Annotated in this window: 22 protein-coding genes, 1 tRNA gene and 1 pseudogene; 9 read left to right on the top strand and 15 right to left on the bottom strand. The window is 39.9% G+C overall.

What is annotated here, in order from left to right:
- Positions 1-84: 84 nt before the first annotated feature.
- Positions 85-1,101: an IS110 family transposase gene (locus FCN25_RS07095; protein ID WP_137223285.1), complete on the bottom strand. Its 1,017-nt coding sequence runs from the start codon at positions 1,099-1,101 to the stop codon at positions 85-87.
- A 142-nt stretch (positions 1,102-1,243) separates the two neighbouring features.
- Positions 1,244-2,050 carry a S1/P1 nuclease gene (locus tag FCN25_RS07090; RefSeq protein WP_137223283.1) on the bottom strand — a complete coding sequence of 269 codons (807 nt, stop codon included), beginning with the start codon at positions 2,048-2,050 and terminating at the stop codon, positions 1,244-1,246.
- A gap of 286 nt (positions 2,051-2,336) precedes the next feature.
- Between FCN25_RS07090 and FCN25_RS07085 the strand changes: the two genes are divergently transcribed.
- Positions 2,337-5,510 carry a TonB-dependent receptor gene (locus FCN25_RS07085; protein WP_137223281.1) on the top strand — a complete coding sequence of 1,058 codons (3,174 nt, stop codon included), beginning with the start codon at positions 2,337-2,339 and terminating at the stop codon, positions 5,508-5,510.
- Between the two features lie 132 nt (positions 5,511-5,642).
- On the opposite strand, the gene FCN25_RS21240 is transcribed toward FCN25_RS07085, so the two are convergent.
- Together FCN25_RS21240 and FCN25_RS07080 are read right to left on the bottom strand one after the other, a co-directional pair.
- Positions 5,643-5,765 (bottom strand): hypothetical protein, encoded by a 123-nt coding sequence (locus FCN25_RS21240; protein WP_276611788.1) that lies wholly within the window; start codon positions 5,763-5,765, stop codon positions 5,643-5,645.
- Between the two features lie 269 nt (positions 5,766-6,034).
- A complete protein-coding gene (locus FCN25_RS07080) occupies positions 6,035-6,973 on the bottom strand; it encodes a LysR family transcriptional regulator (RefSeq protein ID WP_137223279.1) in 939 nt (312 codons plus the stop codon).
- 96 nt (positions 6,974-7,069) lie between these two features.
- On the opposite strand from FCN25_RS07080, the gene FCN25_RS07075 reads away from it, so the two are divergent.
- From FCN25_RS07075 to FCN25_RS07060, 4 genes are read left to right on the top strand one after another with little or no spacing between them, the layout of a single operon-like run.
- Complete coding sequence (locus FCN25_RS07075; RefSeq protein WP_137223277.1) at positions 7,070-8,164, top strand: HlyD family secretion protein; 1,095 nt, start codon at positions 7,070-7,072, stop codon at positions 8,162-8,164.
- Position 8,165: 1 nt separating this feature from the next.
- A complete protein-coding gene (locus FCN25_RS07070) occupies positions 8,166-9,797 on the top strand; it encodes a DHA2 family efflux MFS transporter permease subunit (RefSeq protein ID WP_137223275.1) in 1,632 nt (543 codons plus the stop codon).
- 46 nt (positions 9,798-9,843) lie between these two features.
- Positions 9,844-10,317, top strand: a complete 474-nt coding sequence (locus FCN25_RS07065) for a GNAT family N-acetyltransferase (RefSeq protein WP_137223273.1) — start codon at positions 9,844-9,846, stop codon at positions 10,315-10,317.
- The gene (locus FCN25_RS07060; protein WP_137223271.1) at positions 10,317-10,634 is read left to right on the top strand and encodes a putative quinol monooxygenase; all 318 of its coding nucleotides are present in this window, start codon (positions 10,317-10,319) and stop codon (positions 10,632-10,634) included. Before FCN25_RS07065 ends, FCN25_RS07060 begins: the two co-directional genes overlap by 1 nt.
- A 119-nt stretch (positions 10,635-10,753) precedes the next feature.
- On the opposite strand, the gene FCN25_RS07055 is transcribed toward FCN25_RS07060, so the two are convergent.
- On the bottom strand, positions 10,754-11,779 hold the full coding sequence (locus FCN25_RS07055; protein ID WP_137223269.1) for a porin: 1,026 nt from the start codon (positions 11,777-11,779) through the stop codon (positions 10,754-10,756).
- 612 nt (positions 11,780-12,391) lie between these two features.
- Between FCN25_RS07055 and tcdA the strand changes: the two genes are divergently transcribed.
- Positions 12,392-13,192 (top strand): tRNA cyclic N6-threonylcarbamoyladenosine(37) synthase TcdA, encoded by an 801-nt coding sequence (tcdA, locus tag FCN25_RS07050; RefSeq protein ID WP_137227351.1) that lies wholly within the window; start codon positions 12,392-12,394, stop codon positions 13,190-13,192.
- Between the two features lie 186 nt (positions 13,193-13,378).
- The gene (locus FCN25_RS07045; RefSeq protein WP_137223267.1) at positions 13,379-13,990 is read left to right on the top strand and encodes a superinfection exclusion B family protein; all 612 of its coding nucleotides are present in this window, start codon (positions 13,379-13,381) and stop codon (positions 13,988-13,990) included.
- 216 nt (positions 13,991-14,206) lie between these two features.
- Here FCN25_RS07045 and FCN25_RS07040 read toward each other — a convergent pair whose 3' ends face one another.
- On the bottom strand, positions 14,207-14,338 hold the full coding sequence (locus tag FCN25_RS07040) for a DUF3149 domain-containing protein (protein ID WP_137223265.1): 132 nt from the start codon (positions 14,336-14,338) through the stop codon (positions 14,207-14,209).
- A 641-nt stretch (positions 14,339-14,979) separates the two neighbouring features.
- On the opposite strand from FCN25_RS07040, the gene FCN25_RS07035 reads away from it, so the two are divergent.
- Positions 14,980-15,064, top strand: a tRNA-Leu gene (locus FCN25_RS07035).
- Between the two features lie 130 nt (positions 15,065-15,194).
- Here the strand turns inward: FCN25_RS07035 and FCN25_RS07030 are convergent.
- From FCN25_RS07030 to FCN25_RS06995, 8 genes are all read right to left on the bottom strand, one after another.
- Positions 15,195-15,533, bottom strand: a complete 339-nt coding sequence (locus tag FCN25_RS07030; protein WP_137223264.1) for a YegP family protein — start codon at positions 15,531-15,533, stop codon at positions 15,195-15,197.
- Between the two features lie 128 nt (positions 15,534-15,661).
- Positions 15,662-16,069 (bottom strand): DUF2787 family protein, encoded by a 408-nt coding sequence (locus FCN25_RS07025; protein ID WP_137223260.1) that lies wholly within the window; start codon positions 16,067-16,069, stop codon positions 15,662-15,664.
- Between the two features lie 17 nt (positions 16,070-16,086).
- A complete protein-coding gene (locus FCN25_RS07020) occupies positions 16,087-16,530 on the bottom strand; it encodes a JAB domain-containing protein (protein ID WP_137223258.1) in 444 nt (147 codons plus the stop codon).
- Between the two features lie 56 nt (positions 16,531-16,586).
- Positions 16,587-17,075, bottom strand: coding sequence for a DUF6641 family protein (locus FCN25_RS07015; protein ID WP_137223256.1), 489 nt, complete (start codon positions 17,073-17,075; stop codon positions 16,587-16,589).
- A 24-nt stretch (positions 17,076-17,099) separates the two neighbouring features.
- Positions 17,100-19,133, bottom strand: a complete 2,034-nt coding sequence (locus FCN25_RS07010) for an AAA family ATPase (RefSeq protein WP_137223254.1) — start codon at positions 19,131-19,133, stop codon at positions 17,100-17,102.
- A complete protein-coding gene (locus FCN25_RS07005) occupies positions 19,130-20,065 on the bottom strand; it encodes a site-specific integrase (protein ID WP_137223252.1) in 936 nt (311 codons plus the stop codon). Before FCN25_RS07005 ends, FCN25_RS07010 begins: the two co-directional genes overlap by 4 nt.
- Before the next feature lie 132 nt (positions 20,066-20,197).
- Positions 20,198-21,490, bottom strand: a complete 1,293-nt coding sequence (locus FCN25_RS07000) for a hypothetical protein (RefSeq protein WP_137223250.1) — start codon at positions 21,488-21,490, stop codon at positions 20,198-20,200.
- 63 nt (positions 21,491-21,553) lie between these two features.
- Positions 21,554-23,284 (bottom strand): DUF3987 domain-containing protein, encoded by a 1,731-nt coding sequence (locus tag FCN25_RS06995; protein WP_137223248.1) that lies wholly within the window; start codon positions 23,282-23,284, stop codon positions 21,554-21,556.
- Positions 23,285-23,687: 403 nt separating this feature from the next.
- Here FCN25_RS06995 and FCN25_RS06990 point away from each other — a divergent pair, with 403 nt between their 5' ends.
- Positions 23,688-24,383 carry a hypothetical protein gene (locus FCN25_RS06990; RefSeq protein ID WP_137223246.1) on the top strand — a complete coding sequence of 232 codons (696 nt, stop codon included), beginning with the start codon at positions 23,688-23,690 and terminating at the stop codon, positions 24,381-24,383.
- Between the two features lie 150 nt (positions 24,384-24,533).
- Here the strand turns inward: FCN25_RS06990 and FCN25_RS06985 are convergent.
- Positions 24,534-25,646 (bottom strand): annotated as a pseudogene (locus tag FCN25_RS06985) (IS4 family transposase); the annotation flags it as partial.
- Positions 25,647-25,669 lie beyond the last annotated feature (23 nt).

Raw genomic sequence — 25,669 nt, 5'->3', positions numbered from 1 at the left:
ACTTTCGGTGCTGTTTTTTGTGTCAGGTCTTCAATCTAGTGGTCTGACCGTTCTGTCATCTTCTCTATCATCTGCAAACTCGGGTTAAACTCTTATTTCAAATGCTTGCTTGGTCGATAATACCGACCACGCTATTCGTACCAACTTATTCGCTAATGCAACGACGGCTACATTAAATGGCTTCCTCGCTCTGAGCTCAAGTATCCATTCTCCAAATACGGCCACCGCTTTTTCTGGCCTTGATAACATCGCTCGAGCACCATGAATAAACAACGTTCTTAACGCCTTATTTCCACGCTTACTTATCCCGAGCAAGGTTGACTTCCCTCCCGTTGAATATTGATGAGGAACTAATCCTATCCATGCGGCCATTTGACGGCCATTTTTAAAATGCGTGACATCTGAGATATCGGCCAAACACTGAGCTGCGGTTAAATCTCCCACCCCAGGGATCGTCTTTAATAGCTGCGCTCGCACATCTTGCTCGACAAGCTGTTTAAGCTTTTTATCTTGCCCTGCTATACGCTCATTAAGCAGTAAGTAATACTCGTGGTGTTCAATTAATTCTTGCATCAACATGGTTGGAAGCGGTTCGCCGTTATCGGCAAGCCATTGGAATAACACTTTCATTTTGGCATGCCCTCTAGGAAAGCTCATGCCAAACTCGAGTAAAATTGCTCCAATGCGTGACATACACGCTGTCCGCTCTTTGATATAACTAGACCTAACTCGCTGAATAACGCTGATGACTTGTGAGGTCTCTGTTTTGACACCAACAAAACGCATCGATGGTCTTGTGCATGCTTCTGCTATTGCATCGGCATCAATATAATCATTTTTATTCGTTTTAACGTAAGGCTTAACATATTGGGGAGGAATGAGCTTAACCTCATGACCTAGTGCTTGGCATTTTCTTGCCAACCACTGGGAACCGCCACATGATTCCATTGCAATCATTGTTTTAGGTGTTTGTGACAGAAATTGAATGAGCTTTAAACGAGTTAAATGTTTACGAAATTGTTCACGACCAGTGTGATCATGCCCAACAAGATGAAAAGAAGATTTGCCTAAATCGATCCCAATTACTTTAATAATAGACATGATGGTTCGCCTCTTTGATTAGCCTACCCTAAGTATAGCTTAGGGGTGAGGCGGACCATCTAATTAAGCCAGTGATAAACCTCACTGGCTTTTTTGTTGAGTTCTTATTCTCTAACGAGAATATAGCCTTACCAAACCTTGTCTAGCCAAAAATCGCGTTAAGTTTTTCTGCTAATCTGATGCCTGCCTGCTGTAAACGTTGTTCGATAATCGGCGTATTAATAAATACATAGTGAAAACGTAAGTCATCTTCGCCTTGATAATTTTGTTCTAATTGGTAAGTGCTTTTTCTTAGTTGTTTAGACTCATCAGCCCATTGGAAATAGCTTTTTCCTTTCCACTGCGTGCGTTGCTTATCTGTAATGCGGTTTAAAAAGTGGCTGTATTCTGTATAACTTAATTGCTGTTGTTCAATAAGTTTGCTATCCCACACAGTATGTAGATTAGTGTCATCACCAAACCATTTGAGTTTTATTGTATTTCCACCTTTATCATGGCTGTGACCAACATGAAGAGGTTGGTGAATATCACCAACAAAGTGTACGTAAAATGCTAATGCTTGCCATTTATCTTGCTGACTTGCTTTGGGATTTGTTAATACTTTTTCAAAACGTTGCAAACTTTCGATGATATCGCCATCAGGATTGCGTTTGACGCTTTGCCAAGTCTCGTCGTCTTCAATTGAAATGTAATGCCATGGCGCCGCACGATCCCAAGTTTTATCGGAGCGAATTTCATCTGCCCAAGTCGATATCTGCGCTAAGCTTTTGCCATCCGTTAGTTGGTTTATTTTCTGTTGGGCTTTTGGGTTTAAATTGTCTTGAGCGATTTGGCCCACAATTCTATGGCCTAATTGACCAAATGCTTCAACTGGAGTGCTGAGTGCTAGGCTGATAAATACACTGCCTGCAAGCAGTAACATGTTATTCAGTAAAACAGACGATTTCATAAAACTTCCCAATTCATTGTTGTTTCTAAGGCAAGAGCGGCGTCTTTAATGTGCCAGCTTACAAAATGATTTTTGTTCCGTGACACAGACTTAAGGCGCGACTATATACCAACAATATGACATTTATGTGTTATTCAAAGGTTGTTTTACTGTTACTTACTTCGTTTAAAAATGACATTAAAATGCAACATATTCTCTCTAAGCTTCGCCCTGAAGTTTTTGCTCTATTGATTTACTAAGCCCGATAAAAGGGTAACTAAACACTAAAAATATTCAGGGGTCTGAAATGTTGTTTAATCATAAGATGAGTCGTCTCGCGCTAGCGACATGTTTTGCTATGGGAATTGCTTTACCAGCAATGGCGGCCGATACCGCATCTGATATCCGAGGTCATATTGTCGGGCCTGCGGGCAATGCTGTTACCGATGCAAAAATTACTATTATCCACCAACCAACTGGCACAGTTACTGAAGTACCAGTAAGTGCTTCGGGTCAATTTACCGCTCGAGGATTACGTGTCGGCGGTCCTTACATTATTAAAGTCGACTCCGATGCATTTGCAGATACCGAGGAAGATAATGTATACCTTGGATTGGGCGAAACATTCCGTTTTAACCGGACGCTAGAAAATGTGACCAATATGGAACGTGTTGGCGTCGTTGGCAGTGCAATTTCTCACCGCAGCGCTGGCGGTAACAGTGATTTTGGTGAGCAAGATATTGCTAACGCGCCTGGTATTAACCGCGATTTAAAAGATGTGTTGCGCCAAAATCCAATGGCGGTTGTGGGTACAGATGGTATTTCAATGAGTGTGGCGGGCATGAACCCCCGTTTTAACACGTTTGTGGTAGATGGTATTTCACAAAACGATGATTTTGGTCTTAATTCAAATGGCTATCCAACTCAACGTTCACCTATTTCTATTGATGCAGTAGAGAGTGTTGCACTTAATGTATCGCCTTATTCTGCTCGCAGTGGTGGTTTTACCGGTGCACAAATTAATGCAGTAACTAAATCTGGCACCAATGATTTATCCGGTACGGTTTTTTGGGAAACGACCAATGACAGCATGGCGGGTGATGGTAAAGATCAAGACACTGGCGAATCATTAACCCAAGATTTTGAAGAAACCACATTTGGCGGAACAGTTGGCTTTCCTTTAATTAAAGATACGTTATTTTTCTTTGGTTCATATGAGAATTTTGATGCGCCAAAGTCGGCAGAATGGGGACCACAAGGCGGCGGTTTTGCCAATGAGTCAGATATAACCTCAGAAGAACTTACTCAGGTTCAACAAATCGCTCAGTCTGTTTATGGTCTTGAAAGCATTGGCGGTTATACCACCTCACCACAAGAAAAAGATGAAAAGATCTTAGCTAAAATAGATTGGAACATTAATGACCAACATCGTGCCAGTTTTACTTACCAATCGACCATAGGTAATTTAACTAACAACATGTCATCGAGTGATTCGTCATTAAAATTATCAAGCACTTGGTATGACAAAGAAGAAACCTTAGAGACTTACGCGGCAAATTTATACAGCGATTGGACTGACGATTTTAGTACAGAAATCAAAATTGCTTACAAAGATACGACTACTAAATCGAAAACAATTGATGATTTAGGCATTGGTATGGTGACAGTGCAAACCTACGAAGATTCAGGTGACAACATAATTTTTGGCACTGATCGTTCTCGCCAAGCAAATGAATTAAATAATCAAAATCTTGAGCTACGTTTTGTCGGTGACTACTATTTAGGTGACCATGATATTGGCTTTGGTGTGCAATATAATAGCGTTGAAGTATTTAACTTGTTTGCTCAAGATGTACTGGGTACTTGGGAGTTTGATTCTATTGACGACTTTGAAAATGGCGCGGTAGGTGATTTTAATTATCAAAATGCCATTTCTGCTAATGTTAATGATTTAAGTGCTAGTTATAACATGGACACTTTAGCGTTGTTTGTTGAAGATTCATGGGATATTACTGAAGATTTAGAACTTACGTTCGGCATGCGTTATGAAACAATTAGTATGTCTGACGCACCTACGTTAAATGATAATTTTGTTAGTCGATATGGATTTGCTAACAACGAAACCCTAGATGGACAAGATATTTGGTTACCGCGTGTAGGACTTAAATATTTATTAAGTGATGATGTGACCTTATACGGTGGTGTGGGTCGATACAGTGGTGGTTCTCCGTCAGTATGGATTTCAAATAGTTTTTCAAATGATGGCAATAGCTTATTAAGTTATAACGAAGGTTGGAATGACACTTGGGGAACGCCTGATTTTGCTAATGTTCCAACTGAGGCTCAAACGGGTTTAGTGGGTGGTGATGGTAACGTCAATGCTATTGATCCTAACTTTGAATTACCTTCTGACTGGCGTGCAAGTATTGGTTTTGACAGTACGTGGGATTTAGGTGCCTTAGGTGATGATTGGTTTGTAGGCGGTGAATTTTTATATATCCAAAAAGAAAATGACTTGGCGTGGGTTGATTTAGCCCGTCGCGAAATCAATGTTGATGGTACTGGGCGTGTTGTGTATGAAACATGGGACCCATTAGCTAATAATGGTGCTGGCGGTAATACTGAACGTTATGACCTAATGTTAACTAATGCTGAAGATGATGGTTCAAGTAAAACATTGAGCTTCTCTATTGCTAAAGAGTGGGATATGGGCCTTAGCATGCGTGCTGGTTATGCTTATAACTCAGTTAAAGAAGGCAACCAAGGTTCATCTTCTACAGCAACATCTAACTACCAATATACTCCAGTGCAATTCGACCGTAATGGCACAACCATGGGTACTGGGTATTATGAAACACCACATCGTTTCACATTCAGCTTAGGTTATGATGTGGAGTTTGTCGCAGGTTACAACTCAAGCTTTAATTTATTCTATGAGGCGAGAGAAGGCAGTCCAGTAACATGGGCACTAGGTTCATATCGTGATGGTAATTTAGGTGACCAAAGCTATTTTTCTGGTTCATCATATTACTTACCGTATATTCCAACAGGGGCTGATGATGCCAACGTTGAGTATGCTGATGGATTAACTTATGAAGAGTTTAAAGCGGCCATTGATGAGATAGGCTTAAGTCAATATGCTGGAAGTATTGCTCCCAAAGGTACTGACAACCAGCCATGGATCCACCAGTTGGACTTCCGTTTTACTCAAGAATTACCAGGGTTTACTGATGAGCATAAAGGTATTTTATACTTTGATATCAAAAATGTGCTTAATTTAGTGAATGATGATTGGGGCGTGGTTGAATACCAAAGCTACAATACGGCCAAATTGGTTGATCATGATTATAACGCTGATACTGGTGTTTACACCTATAAAGTACCCTATGGTCAAGATGGTATCGAAACCAGTAATCACAACACTTATGATATCAATCAGTCTGCTTGGCAACTTAAAGTAGGTGTGAAGTACAAGTTTTAATATTGGTTAATTAATCACTGTTGAATGGTGTACGAACAAAAATACCGAGCAAATGCTCGGTATTTTTATGTTGCTATAATGTGTAAATGAAGCTTTTTATAAATAAATATCTTTATAAAAACTATTTATGAACTACTTGATATTACTAGCAATATTTTCAGGAACATGTTTAGCGTGCTTGGCTGCACGTTTCTCTTTTAAAGACATTGCCGGTTTCTTCTTCGCTTCTTTTGAATTATTACGTTCTTTGCTCATTTGTATGACTCCTAGTATGCATAATGCGTAACTAACTTAATGAAATTCTTGTTATCAGTACCAAATGTGCTTATTAATCAGTCACCTGATACTCACTTAGAATTTGAACAATTTATTGAACCAAACTTATCATTGATATTGCGAATACTGGGGTGAAATAACCTATCCAGAAGATGAACATTAATCACCCGACACATTTGATAATAGCACCTAGTTAGTTAAAAATATCTATATATTCTATAGATTATTTTATGCTTAAAAACGTGTTTTTAATTATGAGATTTGCGAGTCACAAAATCTGGAACCTCAAGCACTCCTTCATTCCAACGATCAAACAATGCAGCATATAAAAACTCTACAAAAACGCGGTATTTTCTAGGTAAATATACTCGTTGAGGAAAGCTCAATGTTACTTTAGTTTGCATCATTGGGAAGTCTTCCAAAATTGGCATTAGTTGTTGATTAGCTATGGCTTCTTGTGCAATAAATACTGGTACGGCCGTAATGCCTAATCCTTCAATAGCGGCTTCTCTGGCAAAAGTGACATTATTGACTTTAAGCTGTGCGGGCGGATCAAGGTCAAGCCAATGAGTTCCATCAAAAATACGCCAACCGCCATCAATATGGGCGGATTGTAATTTTATTGCTGTGTGGTGTATTAAATCTTGTGGAACCAATGGCGTGCCATGTTTCTGTAGGTAATTCGGGCTTGCCATCAATACTCGACTGGCCGTAACAAGTGAATAACTTTGCAACCTTGAGTCTTGTTGCTCAGTAATTTGAAACAGAAAATCGACCCCTTCTTCAATTACATCTACCTTTCGATTTGTCAGTTCAGCATCAATGGTAATGTTGGGGTAAGCCGCCAGAAACCGAGCAAAAATACGACCTAAAAATAATTGGCCTAACTCGATAGGACAAATCACTTTTAAATTGCCTTTAATGTCTTGTTGGCTAGCGCTGAGAAGATCTTGAGCATTTTGTAAATCTTGCAAAATTTTATTGATGCGATGGTAATAACTCGACCCAGCTTCAGTGAGCTTTAACGCCCTTGTCGTTCGAAACAACAACTGTACACCAGCATCGGCTTCTAAGTCTGCCACCTTACGGCTTACCGTCGCTTTGGTTATCCCAAGTGCTTTAGCTGCACCAGTAAAGCTGCCTTGCTCTACAACTTGCGAGAATATTTGAACACGATTGAGATCCATATTGTTACACCTGTGGAACAGTAGGTTGAATTTTTACTATCTAATAAAATAGAGGAAACAGTAGTAAACTAGAGCAGAATAAATTAGGAGTCAAACATGTCTATCAATAAGCGGTTAGTGTTAGTACCAAGTATTATTTTAGCGTTAGTTGTTGCAGGCGTTTATTGGTGGTCACAAGTTCGTTATATCGAGTCAACGGATAACGCCTATGTCGAGACAGACATTTCTAACATTAGTGTCAAAGTACCAGGCTATATTGTGCAGTCTACTGTGGTTGATAATCAGCATGTCAATGCAGGTGAATTATTAGCACAGCTGGAAGACAGCCAGTTTGTCGCCAAGCTAGCACAAAGCCAAGCGGTGCTAGCCAGCTCGAAAGCTAACTTACAAACTCTGGCAGCTAAAGTTGATTTGCAACAAGCATTAATTAACCAAGCTAAGGCAGCTGTTGTGGCATCTCAGTCTGAACAATTAATTGCCAAACAGCAACTTGCGCGTTCACAAAAGCTAAAAGCCAGTAATTACAGCTCGCAAAATGATGTGGATCAACTGCAAGCCAACTTTGACTCGGCTTCTGCTCATGTAGACGAAGCGCAAGCTGCACTTGTGGCGAAGCAGCGTGAATTGTCGGTATTTAATGCCCAGTTGTTGCAAGTTGAAGCTGATGTTGATCAAGCCCAAGCCAGTGTAGAGCTGGCTAATATTCAGTTAGCTGATACACGTATTACGGCACCATTTTCCGGCATTATTGGTAAACGTGGTGCCTTAGTGGGCCAATATGTGCAGCCAGGACAAGCCCTGTTCAGTTTAGTACCAGACTCACAAGTGTGGATAACGGCTAACTTTAAAGAAACTCAAATAGAGCATATGCAACCTGGTCAACATGTAAAAGTCAGTTTAGATGCTTATCCTGATGATGTTTTTAATGGTTTTATTGACAGTTTAGCACCTGCGTCAGGTTCTAAATTTAGTTTGTTACCCACTGAGAATGCTACCGGTAATTTCACTAAAATTGTTCAGCGTATTCCGGTCCGTATTCGTCTTGAGCGCGATCAACCATTATCAACTGTTGGGCGTATTTTGCCTGGATTAAGTGCCGTGGTTAAAGTTGATACTGAATCTGCGACCCAATCACACGCACTAGCTAAGTCATCAGTTGGCCAGCAAGCACCTGTGACAGCAGGACACTAATATGAGCCAGTCAGCTGCAGAGGTAAATACTTCTGAAGTTCAACCTAATAATACCTTAGATAACAAACCGACAGGTTATCAGCGGGGAAGTTTTCGATCTTGGGTAGCGGTTATTGGTGGATTAATTGGTGCGTTTATGGCGATTTTGGATATTCAAATCACCAACGCGTCGATGAAAGAGATTCAGGGCAGCTTGGGGGCGACGCTAGAAGAAAGTAGTTGGATTGCCACGGCTTATTTAGTGGCTGAAATGATCGCTATCCCGCTCTCAGGTTGGTTGAGTACAGGATTATCTACTCGTCGTTATTTACTGTGGACTACAGCAGCTTTTATTGTCGCATCGGTATTATGTTCAATGTCCTGGAACCTTGAATCGATGATCGCTTTTCGGGCTTTGCAAGGGTTCTTTGGCGGGGCATTAATTCCATTGGCATTTAGACTGATCCTTGAGTTTTTACCTGACAATAAGCGCGCCATGGGGATGGCATTGTTTGGGGTGACGGCCACATTTGCACCGTCTATTGGCCCAACATTAGGAGGCTGGCTTACCGAACAATTTAGCTGGCATTATTTATTCTACATCAATGTTCCGCCAGGTTTATTAGTGATGGCGATGTTGGCTTATGGTTTAGAGCGCCAATCGATTATTTGGGATAAGTTAAGAGATGCCGATTACTCTGGCATTGTCACCATGGCATTGGGCATGGGCTGTTTAGAAGTCGTGTTAGAAGAGGGCAACCGTAAAGACTGGTTTGGCTCTGATCTTATTCGCAATCTCGCCATAATTGCCGCGATTAATATCAGTTTATTTATTTGGATCCAGTTACGTAAAGCGCAGCCATTAGTGAATATCCGTTTGCTTGCTCAGCGCGACTTTGCGTTGTCCACCGTGGCTTACTTTTTATTGGGTATGGCCCTATTTGGTGCCATTTACATGATCCCGCTGTACTTATCCCAAATTCATGATTATACCCCGTTAGAAATTGGCAAAGTGATTATGTGGATGGGCTTTCCGCAGTTATTAGTGCTGCCATTTGTGCCAAAATTAATGCAAAAATTTGATCCGCGCTATCTTGCTGCGCTGGGTTTTGCGTTATTTGCGACGAGCTATTATATGAATAGCCATATGACTATTGATTATGCTGGCGATCAAATGATTACCTCGCAAATTGTGCGTGCTTTAGGGCAACCGTTTATTTTGGTTCCTATTGGAATTTTAGCAACAATGCACCTTAAACCGCACGAAAATGCCTCTGCTTCGACGGTATTGAATGTGATGCGTAATTTAGGTGGGGCGTTTGGTATCGCGATGGTGGCGACGTTAACTGATAACCTCGCGAGAGGGCATCTGGCGCATATTAAAGAGACTTTACCCGCCGTTAGTTCACAAGCGTATAATTATATAGAACATACCAGTTCGATACTGCAAATTGCGGGTTCTGATGCGGTGAGTGCTAATGCTCAAGCTTATGCCTTGCTTGCTAAAAATATGTCACAGCAAGCGTATATTCAAGCCTACAATGATGTATTTTTTATCATGGCGTGTTTTCTTTTTACTGCAGTCATCGCGGTTTTGTTTATCCGAAAACCACCCGAAAAAAGCCCATCTGATGAACCAAATGAAGTTCATTAATCATGTTAATATGGCTTGGGTTTGGCAGAAATAAATAAGGTTTTTGATGACAGAACAATGGTTAGACGTTGGTTTTTCTGAATTGACGCTTGAACAGCTTTACGGGTTATTACAATTGCGAGTCGATGTTTTTGTTGTGGAGCAAAATTGTCCATATTCTGAATTAGATGGAAAAGATAAACATCCGCAAACCAGGCACTTATTGGGTGTGAATGAACAGGGTGATATAGAGGCTTATAGCCGCGTGTTAGCGCCCGATATTAGTTACCCTCAAGCGAGTATTGGCCGTGTCGCTGTTACTAAATCGGCGCGAGGTCAGGGTGTTGCAAATCAATTAATGCAGCGAGCAATAGCAATTGCCAAACATCGCTGGCCTGAAGACCATATCCAAATTGGTGCTCAAGATTATTTACGTCATTTTTATCAACAGCTTGGATTTGTGGTTAATTCTGATGTGTATCTTGAAGACGGAATTGAACATCTTGATATGCTGCTAACGTATAAAACTAAGGAAACATAATGCCAGATTATACCATTAACACCCAACAGATTGTTTGCGTGGCCCAATTTGTGGCAAAAGCGGGCAAGCGTGATGCTTTAATTGCGGTGTTGGTAAGTTTAGTGCCCGATACCCGTCGTGAGCTAGGCTGCATTCGTTATGAATTGAATGTCAGTATTGAAGACGATAATAAAGTCGCCTTTGTTGAAAAGTTTGCTAGTCGTGAGGCGTTCGATCAACATTGTGCTAAAGATGCTATTACACATTATTTTCATAATGTCATGCCTGAGCTGGTTGAGTCGCACCATGTTGAAGTATTTAACCAGGTAATTGCTTAAGCGTTTTTGAGCAAATATACACAGATGTTAATAAGATAATAAATACAAAAATGCCAGTCTACACAGACTGGCATTTTTTATTCATTTAGGGTGTTAAGCCGAAGCTTATACCAGAATGATTAGAAGTCGTAACGTACGCCAACAGTGAAGATGTTGTCATCTTCTAAATCAACTTTTGCTAACTCAACTTTATGGTCGCCTTCATACATTGCATAGTGGCCATAAACTAATGTTGACTTAGATACGCGGTAATCAGCACCGACAATAATTTGGGTAACATTAATGTCAGTACCAATAGTGTCTACGCTGTTTTTGAAGTATTTACCAAAACCTGCATCATCTTGACCGTATTCAGCTTTTAAATTTACGCCGTTTAGGTTGTAAGATACGTTAACGAAGAAAGAATCACCTTCTTGATCCGTTATTTGGCTTTCAGTATTTTGGAATAAACCGCCTACTTTAAAGTCACCAAATTTAGCTTGTGCAACACCACGATAAGAATCTGTTCCATTAATGGTGTTGTAGCCAGCAGCTAAATAATAGTTGTGTGCTTTGAATTTTTTATCACCGATTGTAGCACTTAATGCATATTGGTCTTCGTCTGAACCTTCGTAGTTGTCATCCATTAAATACGTTGCATTTAATGTCACTAAACCACCAAGCATTGGAGAGTAGTACCAAACACCATCAGCTACACGATCTTGGTCATCTACTAAACGGTCCATATCGGCATTCGTGTTACCAAATAAATCAACACCACCTTCAGTTTGTTTGAATACAGTGTCGTTACGGCCAACTAATACTGTACCTACGTCAGATTTCAAACCTAAGAATGTGTTACGTGCTTTAAATACCACGTTATCACCACTACTGTCTTTAGTTTGAGTAGTGTTTTCAACTTGGAATTCCATTTGGTATAAAAGCTCAATACCGTTGCTGATTTTTTCACTACCTTTCACACCTAAGTTAGAAAAGTTGCTTTCTAATACTGTACCGTCTTTACCGTTTTGAGTCGTAGCGCCTTCATCAGAGTTAGATACTGATAAATCTAGACGACCATAGAAACTTGGGCCTTCAGCAAGTGTAGCGAAAGAAACTAATGTAAGTACAGATGCTATCGATGCAGAGATTAATGTCTTTTTCATCTTTCATGCTCCCTAGAACGTTATGTTCTATATTCCATTTTTCATGGTTTTAGTTAGTGAAGTTGATTGCAGATTAAATTCTGCAACAATCTGGTGCAGATTTTCACAGATTTGACACCTTCAAAGTGTGGCCTAGATCAAATAAATTGGCCCTACTTAAGAATTTGTATTTAAATCTGTGATAACAGCGACCATTTGTATAATTAAGAGACAATATGGGTTGCATATACCTCTTTAGGGGTATTCCTATTTTACTTTAAATAAGCAGGCTATCTCTAGGTGAGTTACATCGCACTATTTTAGCGCATGTTAATTTAACTTTTATGAATGTTTTATGATAAATTTTATATCTTTAGTCTAATAAGGTCGTAAATTGTACATATTTGGAACGTTTTTTGATAAATGATTTTTGCTTGAGATTATTGAGACAATAGATGTTTTATTATCAATATTAATTTAATCAAAAATGTAACGTTTTGGTGCAGCTCATTGAGTTAAAACTAACAATAACAAGATTCATATAAAACCTGTTGTGACAAGCATTTAGCTTTGGGGATAAATCGTATAAAATTGGTCGCGAAAATAGTTGTTAATCTAGGGCGTAACCAAATGTTGTCAGAATCTTATACTCATCGTTTTGCAGGTATCGGCCGTTTATATGGTCAAGCTGCATTGACGACATTTTCTAAAGCTCATGTTGTTGTTGTTGGTATTGGTGGTGTTGGTACTTGGGCTGCAGAAGCGTTAGCGCGAAGTGGTATTGGTCAAATCACCCTCATTGATTTAGATGATATCTGTGTCACTAATACCAATCGTCAAATCCATGCATTAACCTCAACCATTGGTCAGTCGAAGGTTGAAGTTATGGCAAATCGTATTCGTGACATAAATCCAGAATGCATAGTTAATGAAATTGAAGACTTTATTACCTTAGATAATCTTGCTGAGTATTTTAAGCCAGTCTCGCAAGACGGCAACATCGATTATGTGATTGACTGTATTGATGCCGTAAAGCCTAAAGCGGGATTAATCGCTTGGTGTAAACGCAATAAAATCCCATTAGTGACAATTGGTGGTGCTGGTGGGCAAACTGATCCAACCTTAATTCAAGTTACTGACTTAGCGAAAACGGTCCAAGATCCTTTATTGGCTAAAGTGCGCAATATACTTCGTCGTGATTATCATTTTACCAAAAACCTCCAACGTCGCTTTGCTGTAGATGCGGTGTTTTCGAGTCAACATCTAGTATATCCACAAGCAGACGGCAGTGTATGCAACACCAAGGCTACGGCAGAAGGTAGCATGCGGATGGACTGTGCTTCTGGTTTTGGTGCCATAACAATGGTTACAGGCACATTTGCTTTTGTTGCGGTTAGTCGTGTGCTGACCAAATTAGCCGCTAAGTCGGCTTAAATACCCTTAGTACAGATGTTAAATATATGACGTTATTTCCAACGGAATACATTTACGTGCAGGCGTAGTCAGATAAACCCGATAAAGAGGAATGAACATCAATAAAGTTGGATGTATCTATTATTTTTCTGGCATATATATTGCTTTATCGTAGTAGGTTCAAAAATCTGACACTGCGGGTAAGTTATAATGAAAATGAAAATTAGATCTATCAAGTTATTGAATAGCAAACACTTGTTTGTAAGTGCAATGTCGTGGATTGTAGTAACATGTACAAGTTTGCTCTTTGTGCCCAAACATTTATTGGCGGTTTTATCGTTAGACCAACTTGTTAATCAATACAGTCAGTTTATTGGCTTAGGGTTAATTATTGGTGTGGCATATTTTTTAAGCCAAATTATCGCCTTTGTTGTCGATGAATCCATCATTTATTTACGTCAAAAACGTACCGTAGAAACCATTGAAGCCAAAGTGAAGTTGCTTGATCCTGCTGAAAGAGCCTTGCTACGAGAATTCTTTTTGCAAGGGCAAACAATACTAACACTGCCACAAAACGAATTAGCGGTTAAGAATTTAGTCCAGACAAGCATCCTCGAAATGCTAGGTAATGAGCGTCACTATGCTATACAAGGACCAACAGCGGAATACAAAATTTCCATGCAAGCACGTAATTATTTAAATCGTGATGTATTACGTTTACCAGCAGGTGAGCCGAGTGCAGAAGAAATGAGTTATCTGATAAAGACGCGACCACATTTTATTAATGGATTGGTTCAATCGCGTAAGCATGCAGTATAGCGGTGTATAAGGTGCGATTAGCCACCTTAGCAGTATTTTTAGCTGTATTTTGAATTTAGGTTGATGTGGATAAAAAAATTGGGGGCAAATAAAGTAGCCCCCCAAATCCGGCTATAAAAACACCGTAGTGTTTAGTCGCCTTTGTATATTTCGCAAGGAAGTTTTCATATTAACTATGAATAATAAGCAGTAAAATAACTTGGCCTAATAAGAGACTCACTTAGTAGGTGCAGACTTAACAATAAACATCCACGATAAGTAAGACATAATACCTATCGTGCTGAAAATAACGATCATGGACAGTAAACCGATTGGATTTCCAAACATTAAATCTAACCAAAATGCCATGTTACATATCCTCTGTTATTGTGAAATCAAGGTCATAGTAAAAGGGAATTTATGTTGTAATACTGATCTTGATCAATTTTCAGCTTGGGTAGTGTTATTTTTCTGTAAAATTGTCTATTAGCTCACAAAAAGTCTTTACCCTACCTTAATTTGTTCCTATGAATAACTTTTGAGCAATTGAGTGTTTTTTAAAGAAAAGAATAGGTAAAGGGCTTGCGATTATTACATGCAAAGGTATAATCGCCACCACTTAATTGTGACAATGTAAATTAAGTAATTGTATTATACGTTTGCAAAGATATTTGGCTAAATCAGATTACTTTGCAAAGTTAAATATAGCTTATAAGTCTTTGCCGGTGTGGTGAAATTGGTATACACGACGGATTCAAAAATCACAGCGTGTACTAGCTTGGTATAAGTAAGTTGTTGAAGTAAAACGTTAATGTTAGATAATTAACATGCGAAATCCTTGCAAAGATTTGCAAAGTTTTTGAATTATAAGATTTTATGCCTCCCAACTAATATAGGTTGTAAACAGGCTAAAATTACATAATTAAAGTAAGATGAAATTGGTTTGGTTTTGCAAAGATATTTGGTGTTTTAGATTTCTTTGCAAAGCTAAATGTAGCTTGAAAGCCTTTGCCTGAGTGATGAAATTGGTATACATGGGGGATTCAAAATCCCCTGCTTCGCGGCGTGTCGGTTCGAGTCCGACCTCAGGTACCATTATTTGAAAGCCCTGTTCTTAATCGAACGGGGCTTTTTTATGCTTATAATTCAATGGTAAGTGATACAAGTTTGTTGCTGTAAGCCGTTAGAGTGCGAATGCATTCATTTAAGCTTGAGCTGATAGATTTTATCCAGCGGTTAAGTCTTTTATTGTAGATGTATTTCCATTTTCCATTACTGAACGTATGCCATTATCTCTACCTGAAGTGCTCGAATACATTTGGCTTGTGCCAATGATTTGATGATTAGCCGCTTTTAGGTTGAAATAAGGCTTATCGTTCTTTGCTGTTTCTTTCGCGAAATTAGTTTCACTTTGAGAGTTTGTTTGAACCGAGCTAATACCATTATTCGCACCAGCCTTAGCAGTGTAGAGTTCACTTGTTAATATGATTTCTCCATTGCCTGCCTTTAATACAAACTTAAATTGGTCATTAGTGCTTTTACTTAACTCATACCATCCTGACATTATTTAGCTCCTTTATAGTTACGATATGCCTATTCATAGCAAGGACAACTCCCTGCTTGAATATCAGTCTAGTTGGTTTAGTTTATTTTGGAATGTCACTTTGGTCGTAATTTTGAGTCTTTTGAGGGTTAATCTGCTGTGATACTAACTTCAAACATTTCTAGATCTAACCAATAGCACACGAAGTTTTGTTCCCAAATCGGATAAAACTCCTTCGCTGCCTCAATCAAAATCTCACCATTAATACTTTGAAATACACCAAAGCTGAAGTCAAAATCCAACTCTTTAACCAACTCCGAATAACCGCTTCCCTGACCAACGAAACAGAACTCAGTGATGTAACACAACGTCCACTGTTCAGCTTTTCTTTCTAGTCTCATTTCTACGGGATGAAAACCGCCATGTTCTGCGCTGTAATTGGGATCACGGAAGTTAATGGTTAAAGCATCATGAGGGGTGTTACTAATTAGCTTTTCTAGTGGCAGTAGTAAGCTATCGGAAACAGGCAAAGCCAGTTCCTTGTTAATGGTATTCATTGTTTATCTCACAGGTTTTAGAATAGGTCTGGATGTGTTTGGCGTAAGCTGGTAAAGCGGTTTAGGCCAATAATCACATGGTCTACAACTTCAATATTGAGTACCTTGGCGCATTCAATGACCATATTGGTAAAGTTGAGGTCACTTGTGCTTGGTGTTGGATCGCCTGAAGGGTGGTTATGAACAAGGATAATCCCCGGCATATTCAGTATTACGGCGGTTCGAAGTACTTCCGCTGGCCGCATGCTAATGCTGTTTATGCACCCAGTCGCCACAACTTCAATGCAATTGATGGCTCGCTGGGTAGTAAGATTGGCGACAATGAAGACTTCCTTTGTTTCATATTTGAGGTAGTCGAATATCTTTGCGGTTTCCTCTGGGCTGGTGAGTGTCTTTTCCGCTTTTTCGCAGCTGGTTTCTCTAAATTGATACTTAACGTTTATTTCGCGAATAATTGCCATGAGTTTACCTCTGACTAAAGCAAGTTAAGTCGAGGGGGAAGCCCCCTCAAGCATTGTTATTTTGTATTGGGTTTTACTGCTATGTCAGGCTTAGTGGCCTCTTTGGCTTTCATCTTCTTACTGGGAAACTTAGAGGGCGGTGCAAGTAAAAACTCATCTAGTTCGCCTTTTTCCACTGCATCAATAACTATTTTGATGGTGTCGGGCAGTTTGGCTTTATCACCCACATCAATAGCAGGTTTATCTTTGACTAACTCGATAGGTTTACCGCTAATACGGACTTCAAGGTAGTAGTACTGTTCATTATCATAATACCAAGAGCGAACGTTATAGCGTCGGCGTACCTTCTTACGCTCTCCTGTTTCAGGGTCTTTGACCATTTTTTCACGGTAGGCTTCAAACTCTTTGCCTTGAACCATGCATTCAGCCATGTCTAATTGTTGTTCCAGCTTTTCTATTAAGCGTAATCGCTTGCTGATAATAGGTGGCTTGATGGCAATTACAGGGCGAGCGATAACCTTGAGAGAACTCAATAATGTTGTCATTTTACATTCCTTAGATAGGTGGGTTTAGCGGATAAAGCCGATGTGGCGTGGTGTTTGTTTACGGTTGTTTTCTTCTGTGAGTAGCGGGATAGCCGTACTTCTGTGATTATGGTTAGGCTGAAATAACATGCGTCTTGATAAAATGGCGAAATCGCCGGGCGTTAATTGTTGTAACACTTGAAGTCGGTCTTTCTCTGCATTGGTTAATTTAGTGATACCCAATACTTGACGATAGAGCGTGTGACGTTGCGTTTCAGTGAGATAGTCGCAAGTCAGCTTAAAGTCAAAGCGGCGCATCACAGCGCTGTCGATAGCTGTCAGTGCATTGGTTGCAGCGAAGACAGGTTGAGTATTGCATTCAAGCTGAGACAGCAGTTCGTTGATAAGCTGGACTTCATGCTGTGCTTGAGCGCTTTCACGTTTGCTCAGTAAGCTATCGACTTCATCAAAGAGCATTAGCTTCTTTGTTCTGTGCGCTTCACGAAACAACGCAGCAATATTCTGCTCACTTTCACCGACATACTTGCTTAGAACGTCAGAGCACTTGATGTGCATCACTTCTATACCATGCGTATCAGCTAAGTGATGTACCCAACCCGTTTTGCCTGTGCCTGGAGGGCCGTTGAGTAATACCCTGACAGGTAAACCATTGGCGATGGCACTGTCAATATCCTCAATTAAGGCTTGTGCATTATGTCCGTCAATTGCGTTAAGGTTTAAGCAACTTGGGTCAAATATCAGTTGGCCTTCGTATTTAGATGGTGGTGACTCTTCGCCGCAGGCATCAAGAGTTGCTTCAATGACATCTAGTACCACCTCTTCAGCTTGCTCTCCTGTCAACGTTAATGTGTTGGCAACATGAGCCGCATTCGCTATATACGCTGGTGCGGCATTGGATTTACTTGCCAGTATCAGTCTAAATTCATCCGATACTTTTAATGCTTTGAGTATGTTTTTACTCATGGCAAAGCTAAACGCTTCATCTGGTACAGGTATTTCCATTACCAGTTTAAAGCGGCGTATAAAGCTGGGTTCAAGCATGGATATATGATTGGTTATCCAAATAGCAGGTACTGGATTCGTTTCAAGTAAGCGCATTAAGCCTTCTTTTGAGTAATGCTCATCGGCATGCTTAAACACGCTTTCACATTCATCAATTAATAACAGGCTTTCATCTGACCCACCAAGCAAGCCTTGCATCAAGTTCAGATAAGTTAAACGCAGGCTTGCTGGTTCTTTACTGAGAAATTCACCTGTCACTTTGCCATCTTCAAACTGTACGCTTTGTACTTCGATTAAATTGCGGCGTAGCGTTTTAGCTAGCGTTCGTGATAGTTCTGTTTTTCCTGTGCCCGCAGCGCCATAGAGAAGAATATTAACCCCTGTGAGTTGCTGTTTACTGGCGGCCTTCATATAACGAGACACTAAATCAGCATTCACATGCTCGAACTGTTTCAGTGTGAACCTTGCTACTGGACTGCGTTTCAATATCGGCGCAAGAAAGGCTTCTCGGCTAGTGATTTTTTCACTCACCAATAACACACGAAACGGCTCTGGGATGCTCAATACATGTGGTAAATGCAATAAGGCATCTTCAATAAAGCGATTAACGACCAGCGGTTGGAGCTGCGTAAGAATGGCATCACAGTCCAATCCTGTATCTTGTTCCATTGCCTGAATCAGAATATCGGCATCGTAGTCAGCTAATAGGTTAAGTAACTCCTTTAAACCCGGATTGGCATTCATCACAATGATAAGCACTATGACAGGTTGCATGGCATGATTAAGCTTAAACAAGTCACACAAAAACAAGGCATTGTGCTTAACGGTTTCTGTCATAGCAGGGTGACTATCTCTAATCGGAAACAGTGCAAGCGTGCTGTCTATGTCATAGTTGATGCCATATTGCAGCTTTATCCCGACCAGTGAGCTAATGACATAAGAAGGCACGTATTCGAAGCGGTAATCTGCTGCTGAAAGTAATAAATCCTCAGCAATTTGAGTCGCCAGATAATAACAATGATTCGACTTTTTATTGTTGGGCTTCACCTTTATCATTGGCTTCCACGCCCCCGTTTAAGGTGTTTCTCTGGAGGGGTGTAGTCGAGCGTTTCAGCAGCTTGTTTCATAAACTCATGGTCACGTTTATCGTAAATAGTGGTCGTGCTGATATCAGCATGTCCCGCCATCTGCCTAACCGTATTAATATCGACATTTTGCTCAAGCAAGCGGGTAATAAAGGTACGGCGTAAATCGTGAGGCGATACATTGTCTACTCCAAGTTCATAGAGGGTATCTTTCACTAATCGATACAAAGACGTTGGACTTGTTGGTTCGGCCAGTCTTAATTTACCTGTTAGTGTTGATTTACACAGCAAATAGCCTTGTTGTTTGCCGCGCAGCTTGAGCCATAAAATGAGGTTTTGCTCTACCCATTGAGGTAAGAACAAGGTACGACTTTTATTACCTTTACCCGCAACCACCGTTAAGGAGTGTAAATTAGCATCGTAATCATGCAGCATTAACGTAGATAGCTCACTGCGGCGAAGTCCAGTGCCTAAGAACAGGCTAAAGATTGCGAGATTACGTGCAGCGAATGTGCCTTTCTTATCTTTAAAATAGGTGAGTATAGCCGTTACTTGCTCAGTGCTTAACGGTGTACCTTGATGTTGTCCATGCTTGACCTGATTAATTGTCTCCAAGTTAGCAACTTGCGATAACTCAGCTTGGTTCATTAAGGCGGCTACTTTAACGATATTCTTTATTGCAATCATGGCGCGGTTAATCGAACGAGCAGACCATTTTGCATGTGTCATCACCGCACGTATCTGTAGTGCTTGTTGATAGTCAATCTGGCATAGCTTGTGGTTGAGGCAGTCTTCTTGCCATTGCATTAATCGCGCAATACTGCGCATCTGTGAGCTGATAGAGCGCTGACTATTAGAAGACAGACGGCTCAAATACAGCGCGAACGGGGTCGCTGTAGTCATTGAAAACTCCAGTAAGTGTATTAGTTGAATTGTATTTAGAGGGTTGAGCTAGAAGGGAAAAGTGATACTAGAAACACGTTCATAGTATCACTTTAGAGCCTAAATTTCAGCCGATGTTTTTGACACGGTTAGCTAGGGCTTAGCCTTGGGGGACAATATTATGCAGTCTTGTAATTTCTGTAGCACCTTTTCCTGCATAGACTTAAAAGCGCTCTGATTGATAAACATCGCATAACGTTGAAGCATTTCACTTCTAGCTATAAAGGCGGCTTCTTCATACTCTTTTTTCATATAGACCATCAACCCATCTCTGAGCGCCAACTTTCTTTCAGTGTCATCTAAGTTTCTGAGTACGTTTGGGTTATATATTTCAACAGACTTAAACAGGTGGCTCATTTTGTGTAGGTCTTGTAGTAATAATGTGCTGCCTGACTGCTGAGGTCGATAGACATTTTCGTAGCGTGTTACCGCTAGTGGATTGCCATTATCGTTAATGAGTATGGGTAACCGATTTTTCGCCTTGTGAGGTGGAAGCTCTAATAGCTTCTCAGGTTTGTTGTAAATGATGATATGGCTTTTTTTATACAGGCAAATATACATTGTTTGGACAAAGCGCATGTTCTTTAGTGCATGATCTTTGTAGTTACTAAAATACTTAACCGCTGGTTTATCTACAATCACCAGCGGGGTAGGAATGCACATCAAATCAATGGCAAGATCACAGCGAGTGACGTTCGCGGCTTCCATTCGTTCTTCGTAGTTATCAATACACTTCGAGCGCTTAATTACACGGAAAAACGCTTTAATCTGCTGATGTGTAAACCTCGCGGGGACAAACTCAATTCTGAGCTTGTTGTGCTTGGTTTTACGATTTTTAGCGTAATCACCAAGGAATATGCGTATTTTAGCCTTGCTATCTGTTTTTAAAGAGAATGTTAGTACGTTAATATAAAATTGGCTTTTCTGGCGCTTAATCTTCGTCTTAGAGCACTTAAATTGACTGCCTTTAAAGATTGTATGAGATTGACTGTATAAGTCATTAATCTCGTCTTCTGCCACATCCACAGTGATATGCAACTTATCGATGATAGGATAACTCGCCCATGCCTGTGGGTTGGCTAATTGAGATGCCAGCAAAAGACTCTGAAAATGCAGACCTTTAGTGCTATCAGTGACATTTCCGACAGTGGCATGTTGCAATGCGTATTTGAGCGCTTTAGTGTCCATCACGTTTAGCGCTTTGTGCTCGGCTAGACGTCGATACTCAGACTCTGGTACAAATTTGTTATGGCTAACACGATACTGAATAATAGCTTCTAGATAATTGTCTATTGTAATGTGAATATCATTGTTACTGTTATCTAAGTACTTATAACTATTAAACATAGTACTATTAATAGATGATTTGGTTGGATTATTGTTCATGGTATTTCTCTCTGTAAATACTACTAGATATAGGGGAGGTCATCCTCCCCATCAGGAACTCAATTAATCGATGATTTTGACGATTAACTGCCACTTTTCAGATCTACGTCCGATTTTTTTGTTATCATTTGCAGATTTAATAACCCCTTCATCGACGAGTACCTGAAGCGCCGTTTGTGCTTTATCATTATCCTTGTTAATACCTGCCCAGTTGCGTTGGGTGATATCACGAGTGGTGAAGCACTTATTTTCATCTAACAGTGATTTAATGTTCTCTAAAATCTTGAGCGCATTCTCCATCTTGATACTTTTGGAACCCCACAGTTTTTTTAGATGTTGGAAGTAGTATTTAGTCCATTTACTCGCCATTTTAAGATCACTGCTTTTGAGTGTTTTGAGTGTGAATATTGAGGATGGATCGTTCTCAAACGTACGAAGTACAGCAATAACCAATGCAATACTCAGCATCATATCTGGATATTTTGAGAGTTTATTTTTTACATTTGGTGATACATTCTGTGACTTCTGGAGGATACTAATAGTCGCTTTATAGCTTTCCAACAGTTTTTTGGCCTTATTGCTCAATGTAACCTTGATAGTTTCTTTTGAGCTTTTATAAAGCAACTTTACAAGTGCCATTAAAGACTCTATTGATTGTTCATCTACGTGACCAAGATTGGTCGAGTGTGCCAGCACATAATTGGCATTTGGAAATGCAAGTAGCTGGAATCGGTCTAAATAACCATCATCGGCTACTTTTTCTGCCACTATCTTACCCACGATTTTGAGAATCACACTTGGTTGAGTTGTTCCAAACAACGAAATAATAGGTGGTTTAACCGTTTGTATCGACTTGTGAGCAGTGACGTTGGTGTAGCTATTCTTCCCATCCATTGCTTCGATCAAATAGCGTCTGAAGCCACTGTTTTTTGAGGCATAGACTTCTTCTAAAAAGGGAGCAAGCTCATCTTTATAAATCAATACTGGCTCAGATTGAGCTTCAGCAATTTGCAGTAACCCTTTTAGGGTTGGATCCTGCACCACTAACATTTTTGGTGCTTTTATTTTTGGTATGTCTTGATGCTTTTCCAGAGCATCATCGAGCTGCTTTTCTATGTCTTTGTACTCATCAGAGGTCGGTGGGTGATCTAAAAGCTCTGCTGAAAGCGATCTTGCTTTCTTTTCGTATGCTAAGTTTTTGAACTTTTGTTTTGAAAGCTGTTTAGTATCATCTTTCGTTTTTTTCATCCGCGATTTAGCAGCAGCCTTTTCAAGGTCAGTGAATGGTTCCGTGAGCAAGCGAACGGGGGCGGATTTACGACTTCCGGGATCAGCGATAATCATGCCTGACAAGTTAGGAGTAATGATGTATGCGGTATTGTTCTTATCTGGTTGAATGCGAAAACGGTTAGCAACGGCAAGGCTTAAGGTTGCTAGCAAGGCAGTAGCCGCGAAATCGGGAACAGACTCTGTTCTTGCAGCAACTGTACGTACCATTTTTACTCCCATCTGTGGTAGTAGCCCATCAAATGCAAGCGGTTTAGTGGGATCGTTTACACGTCCAGTAAAGGCTGTAATAGAGAATTCTGGTTTCTGTATAGCATTTTTATTTGAAACCTTGGGTGATTTTTTTGGTGTCTTTTTAGTCACAGTCAGAGAGGTATCAAATTTCAATGTTTCGTTAGCGCTTGCAGAGCAAGGTGCATCTTTTTCCTTCTTAATTAGTTTATTAGGCGTTATTTTCGACTTACGAGTTGCTTGAAATTTAGTTGTGTTTAGTGTTGGTTTTGACATTGTTTAGTCTCCTTTTTGAGTACATGGAAATGTACTACAGGCGTAATGGGAAACCTTCGGACGCATTTTTTTTTAATAAGAAAGAAAAAACATCACAAAAAACCTTTTTAACAAGTTATTTATTAAGGTTTAACTTATTGGTTTTATAGTGTAATTTATGCTGATTCGGTTATTTTAATAGAAGACCTCACCAAGTAGCATTTACAATGTTGTGATCAATATTAGATTTATTTTATATATTGTTTTTGTAACTTTTGCTTTTGGTGGCTCTATTATTAAGGTGAAATACTTAAAAGAAACCTTAAATCAATAGGTTGTTGTTTTCATGGGTATTATAAATATCTAATTTAGAATTTTATCAAGTTACAGATTTGGTATGATACAAAAAGCTGCTAGGTGACTTATGGGGAAGAAGTTTGGTACAGAAACTAATCCAATAGTGTTGGTTCCTGAAGTTCATGAACCAACAAATCAAGGTAACGCAATTTATAGGCCTCGTGATGAGTTGTTGGGTCATACTACATTGGGGAGAATAGAACAAAATTTAAGTCATTTAGGTCATACAAGTGATGAATCTAGATTTATCTTGAATGTCATTTCAAATCCTCATCTCAACTATGTGGAATCACGAATTGCTTTATTTCTATATGCAAAGTACAGGTATGGTCGGGGAGAGTTTTTTCTTGTTTCTCAATATGATTTAGATATGATTTCGTTTGCTGATCTAGGTGAAAAAGATAGGTTTTACAGTCGTAAAAGCCATCTTTCTGACATAGACACTTATTTTAAAAGCAATATTCAAGTACTAAGTAGTGTCATATGTAATGCTTTAAATATTGCGATGTCGCCGCCGAGATTAACAGGAGTATTGAGGAAGTTGCATGGGTTTGGCTATATAACTCTAACTGATATTAACTATCATAATTCACAAGATGGGAATAAGGAGTTAAAATTTTCTCTGAAAGAAGGTTTGGATAATGAAGAATGCTACAAAAGTACGTCTGGACGTGCGATGGTGAAACACATCAGGGTTTCTGAATACCTCCAGAGAGTCGATATTTCTAAAAGGTGGTTGTGGGATTCTGAAGCTCAGGAATAATAAAGATCACACATATCTGCTTAGCTTTTTTAATAAACTTTGCCACAAACACACTAGGCGCTCAAACAGTTGTTGGCAAAAATGGGAACTCATGGCTTTGGAATATTCCATAAAGCTAACAAATCGCTTAAAAAGACAAAATACAGTTGGCCTTCGCCGCACTTCTTTTCCTAATCTTACAACGGATAATACAGCGCGATGTTTGATACTGTTCGCTTGAAAATCCTTCTGCCAGCCAAGATGCCTCGCGGCTATACCTATGCACCACAACAGTATTTCTGCCAGCATTGCGATAAGCAATAACACATCATATCGCTTTGGACACCGACTGCGACTTTGCCTCAGCCCTATGCCATATTGCGGGCTTTTTAAATCCCGAAAGGTTTCTTCAATTTGCATGCATTTAGCATATAGCTCAACCACTTTTGCTGAGCTGAAATATTCAGGCGGTAAGTTGGTCGCCAGTAGCCAAGGCTCCTTACTGCCTAAGCGATAACTCTTTTGTGCTGTGTGGTTTCGGCCCGCTTTTGAAGAGCTTTTATCTTTACGTAATTTGGGTTTAGCCTCAAATAGATGTAAATGGCAGCTTAGTGGTGATTTACGTGCAAGCTGGACATTACATATGTATTTAGCGGTTGAGTTTGCTTTCGGGTCGAGCGATTTATTCGAGAACCAGGTCGCTTTTTCCATGATGCATAAAGCCCACATCGCCACGTACCCTACCAAGCCAGAACCAGCCGTAGCGCTCCACTTCCCTAAACCAGGTATTACGATAACCTGCATCGGTCACGATGAGCGGACAACAGCCTTGAGGTAGAACATTGGCGAGTTCAACGAGAAACGCATTATGGCTGCGAGGTGCGTTGTAGTCTTCGAACAAAAAAGTGTGTTCATATACAGTCACAGAGCGATCTAGAACACTGATGGATGCACGTAGCGTCATTATTCGGAGCTGTTCACGGACATCAGACCAATCGACCAAGATAATAGGCATAGGATTTGAGCCACACAAATATCGAGCATGCCATTGATAGAGGGTTATTTTATCTTGGGCTAAGTGATGATTACCTAAGAGTCGATCTATACGTTTAATGTTATGTTTAGCCGCCACAGAGCCTGTAATATTGCGACCAAGCTGAGTGAGTGACAATTGATTTCCATCGAATAGTGACTCAGTGGCAACCATCAGAGAATTAGGACGTTTTTGATGATTTTGGGGCATTGTTTTTTAAGCAAATCGTGTAGTATATGGATATCACGCATGGTGCTAGATTTAATAAGTTTTT

The sequence above is a fragment of the Shewanella sp. MEBiC00475 genome, from assembly GCF_005234075.1.
GTDB lineage: Bacteria > Pseudomonadota > Gammaproteobacteria > Enterobacterales > Shewanellaceae > Shewanella > Shewanella polaris.
This window is presented reverse-complemented; position numbering and strand designations above follow the sequence as displayed.

Bases quoted from the DNA above. Each gene is read 5' to 3' on its own strand.
- FCN25_RS07095 (WP_137223285.1), bottom strand. From the start codon at position 1,101: ATGTCTATTATTAAAGTAATTGGGATCGATTTAGGCAAATCTTCTTTT.
- FCN25_RS07090 (WP_137223283.1), bottom strand. From the start codon at position 2,050: ATGAAATCGTCTGTTTTACTGAATAACATGTTACTGCTTGCAGGCAGT.
- FCN25_RS07085 (WP_137223281.1), top strand. From the start codon at position 2,337: ATGTTGTTTAATCATAAGATGAGTCGTCTCGCGCTAGCGACATGTTTT.
- FCN25_RS21240 (WP_276611788.1), bottom strand. From the start codon at position 5,765: ATGAGCAAAGAACGTAATAATTCAAAAGAAGCGAAGAAGAAACCGGCA.
- FCN25_RS07080 (WP_137223279.1), bottom strand. From the start codon at position 6,973: ATGGATCTCAATCGTGTTCAAATATTCTCGCAAGTTGTAGAGCAAGGC.
- FCN25_RS07075 (WP_137223277.1), top strand. From the start codon at position 7,070: ATGTCTATCAATAAGCGGTTAGTGTTAGTACCAAGTATTATTTTAGCG.
- FCN25_RS07070 (WP_137223275.1), top strand. From the start codon at position 8,166: ATGAGCCAGTCAGCTGCAGAGGTAAATACTTCTGAAGTTCAACCTAAT.
- FCN25_RS07065 (WP_137223273.1), top strand. From the start codon at position 9,844: ATGACAGAACAATGGTTAGACGTTGGTTTTTCTGAATTGACGCTTGAA.
- FCN25_RS07060 (WP_137223271.1), top strand. From the start codon at position 10,317: ATGCCAGATTATACCATTAACACCCAACAGATTGTTTGCGTGGCCCAA.
- FCN25_RS07055 (WP_137223269.1), bottom strand. From the start codon at position 11,779: ATGAAAAAGACATTAATCTCTGCATCGATAGCATCTGTACTTACATTA.
- FCN25_RS07040 (WP_137223265.1), bottom strand. From the start codon at position 14,338: ATGGCATTTTGGTTAGATTTAATGTTTGGAAATCCAATCGGTTTACTG.
- FCN25_RS07030 (WP_137223264.1), bottom strand. From the start codon at position 15,533: ATGTCAGGATGGTATGAGTTAAGTAAAAGCACTAATGACCAATTTAAG.
- FCN25_RS07025 (WP_137223260.1), bottom strand. From the start codon at position 16,069: ATGAATACCATTAACAAGGAACTGGCTTTGCCTGTTTCCGATAGCTTA.
- FCN25_RS07020 (WP_137223258.1), bottom strand. From the start codon at position 16,530: ATGGCAATTATTCGCGAAATAAACGTTAAGTATCAATTTAGAGAAACC.
- FCN25_RS07015 (WP_137223256.1), bottom strand. From the start codon at position 17,075: ATGACAACATTATTGAGTTCTCTCAAGGTTATCGCTCGCCCTGTAATT.
- FCN25_RS07010 (WP_137223254.1), bottom strand. From the start codon at position 19,133: ATGATAAAGGTGAAGCCCAACAATAAAAAGTCGAATCATTGTTATTAT.
- FCN25_RS07005 (WP_137223252.1), bottom strand. From the start codon at position 20,065: ATGACTACAGCGACCCCGTTCGCGCTGTATTTGAGCCGTCTGTCTTCT.
- FCN25_RS07000 (WP_137223250.1), bottom strand. From the start codon at position 21,490: ATGAACAATAATCCAACCAAATCATCTATTAATAGTACTATGTTTAAT.
- FCN25_RS06995 (WP_137223248.1), bottom strand. From the start codon at position 23,284: ATGTCAAAACCAACACTAAACACAACTAAATTTCAAGCAACTCGTAAG.
- FCN25_RS06990 (WP_137223246.1), top strand. From the start codon at position 23,688: ATGGGGAAGAAGTTTGGTACAGAAACTAATCCAATAGTGTTGGTTCCT.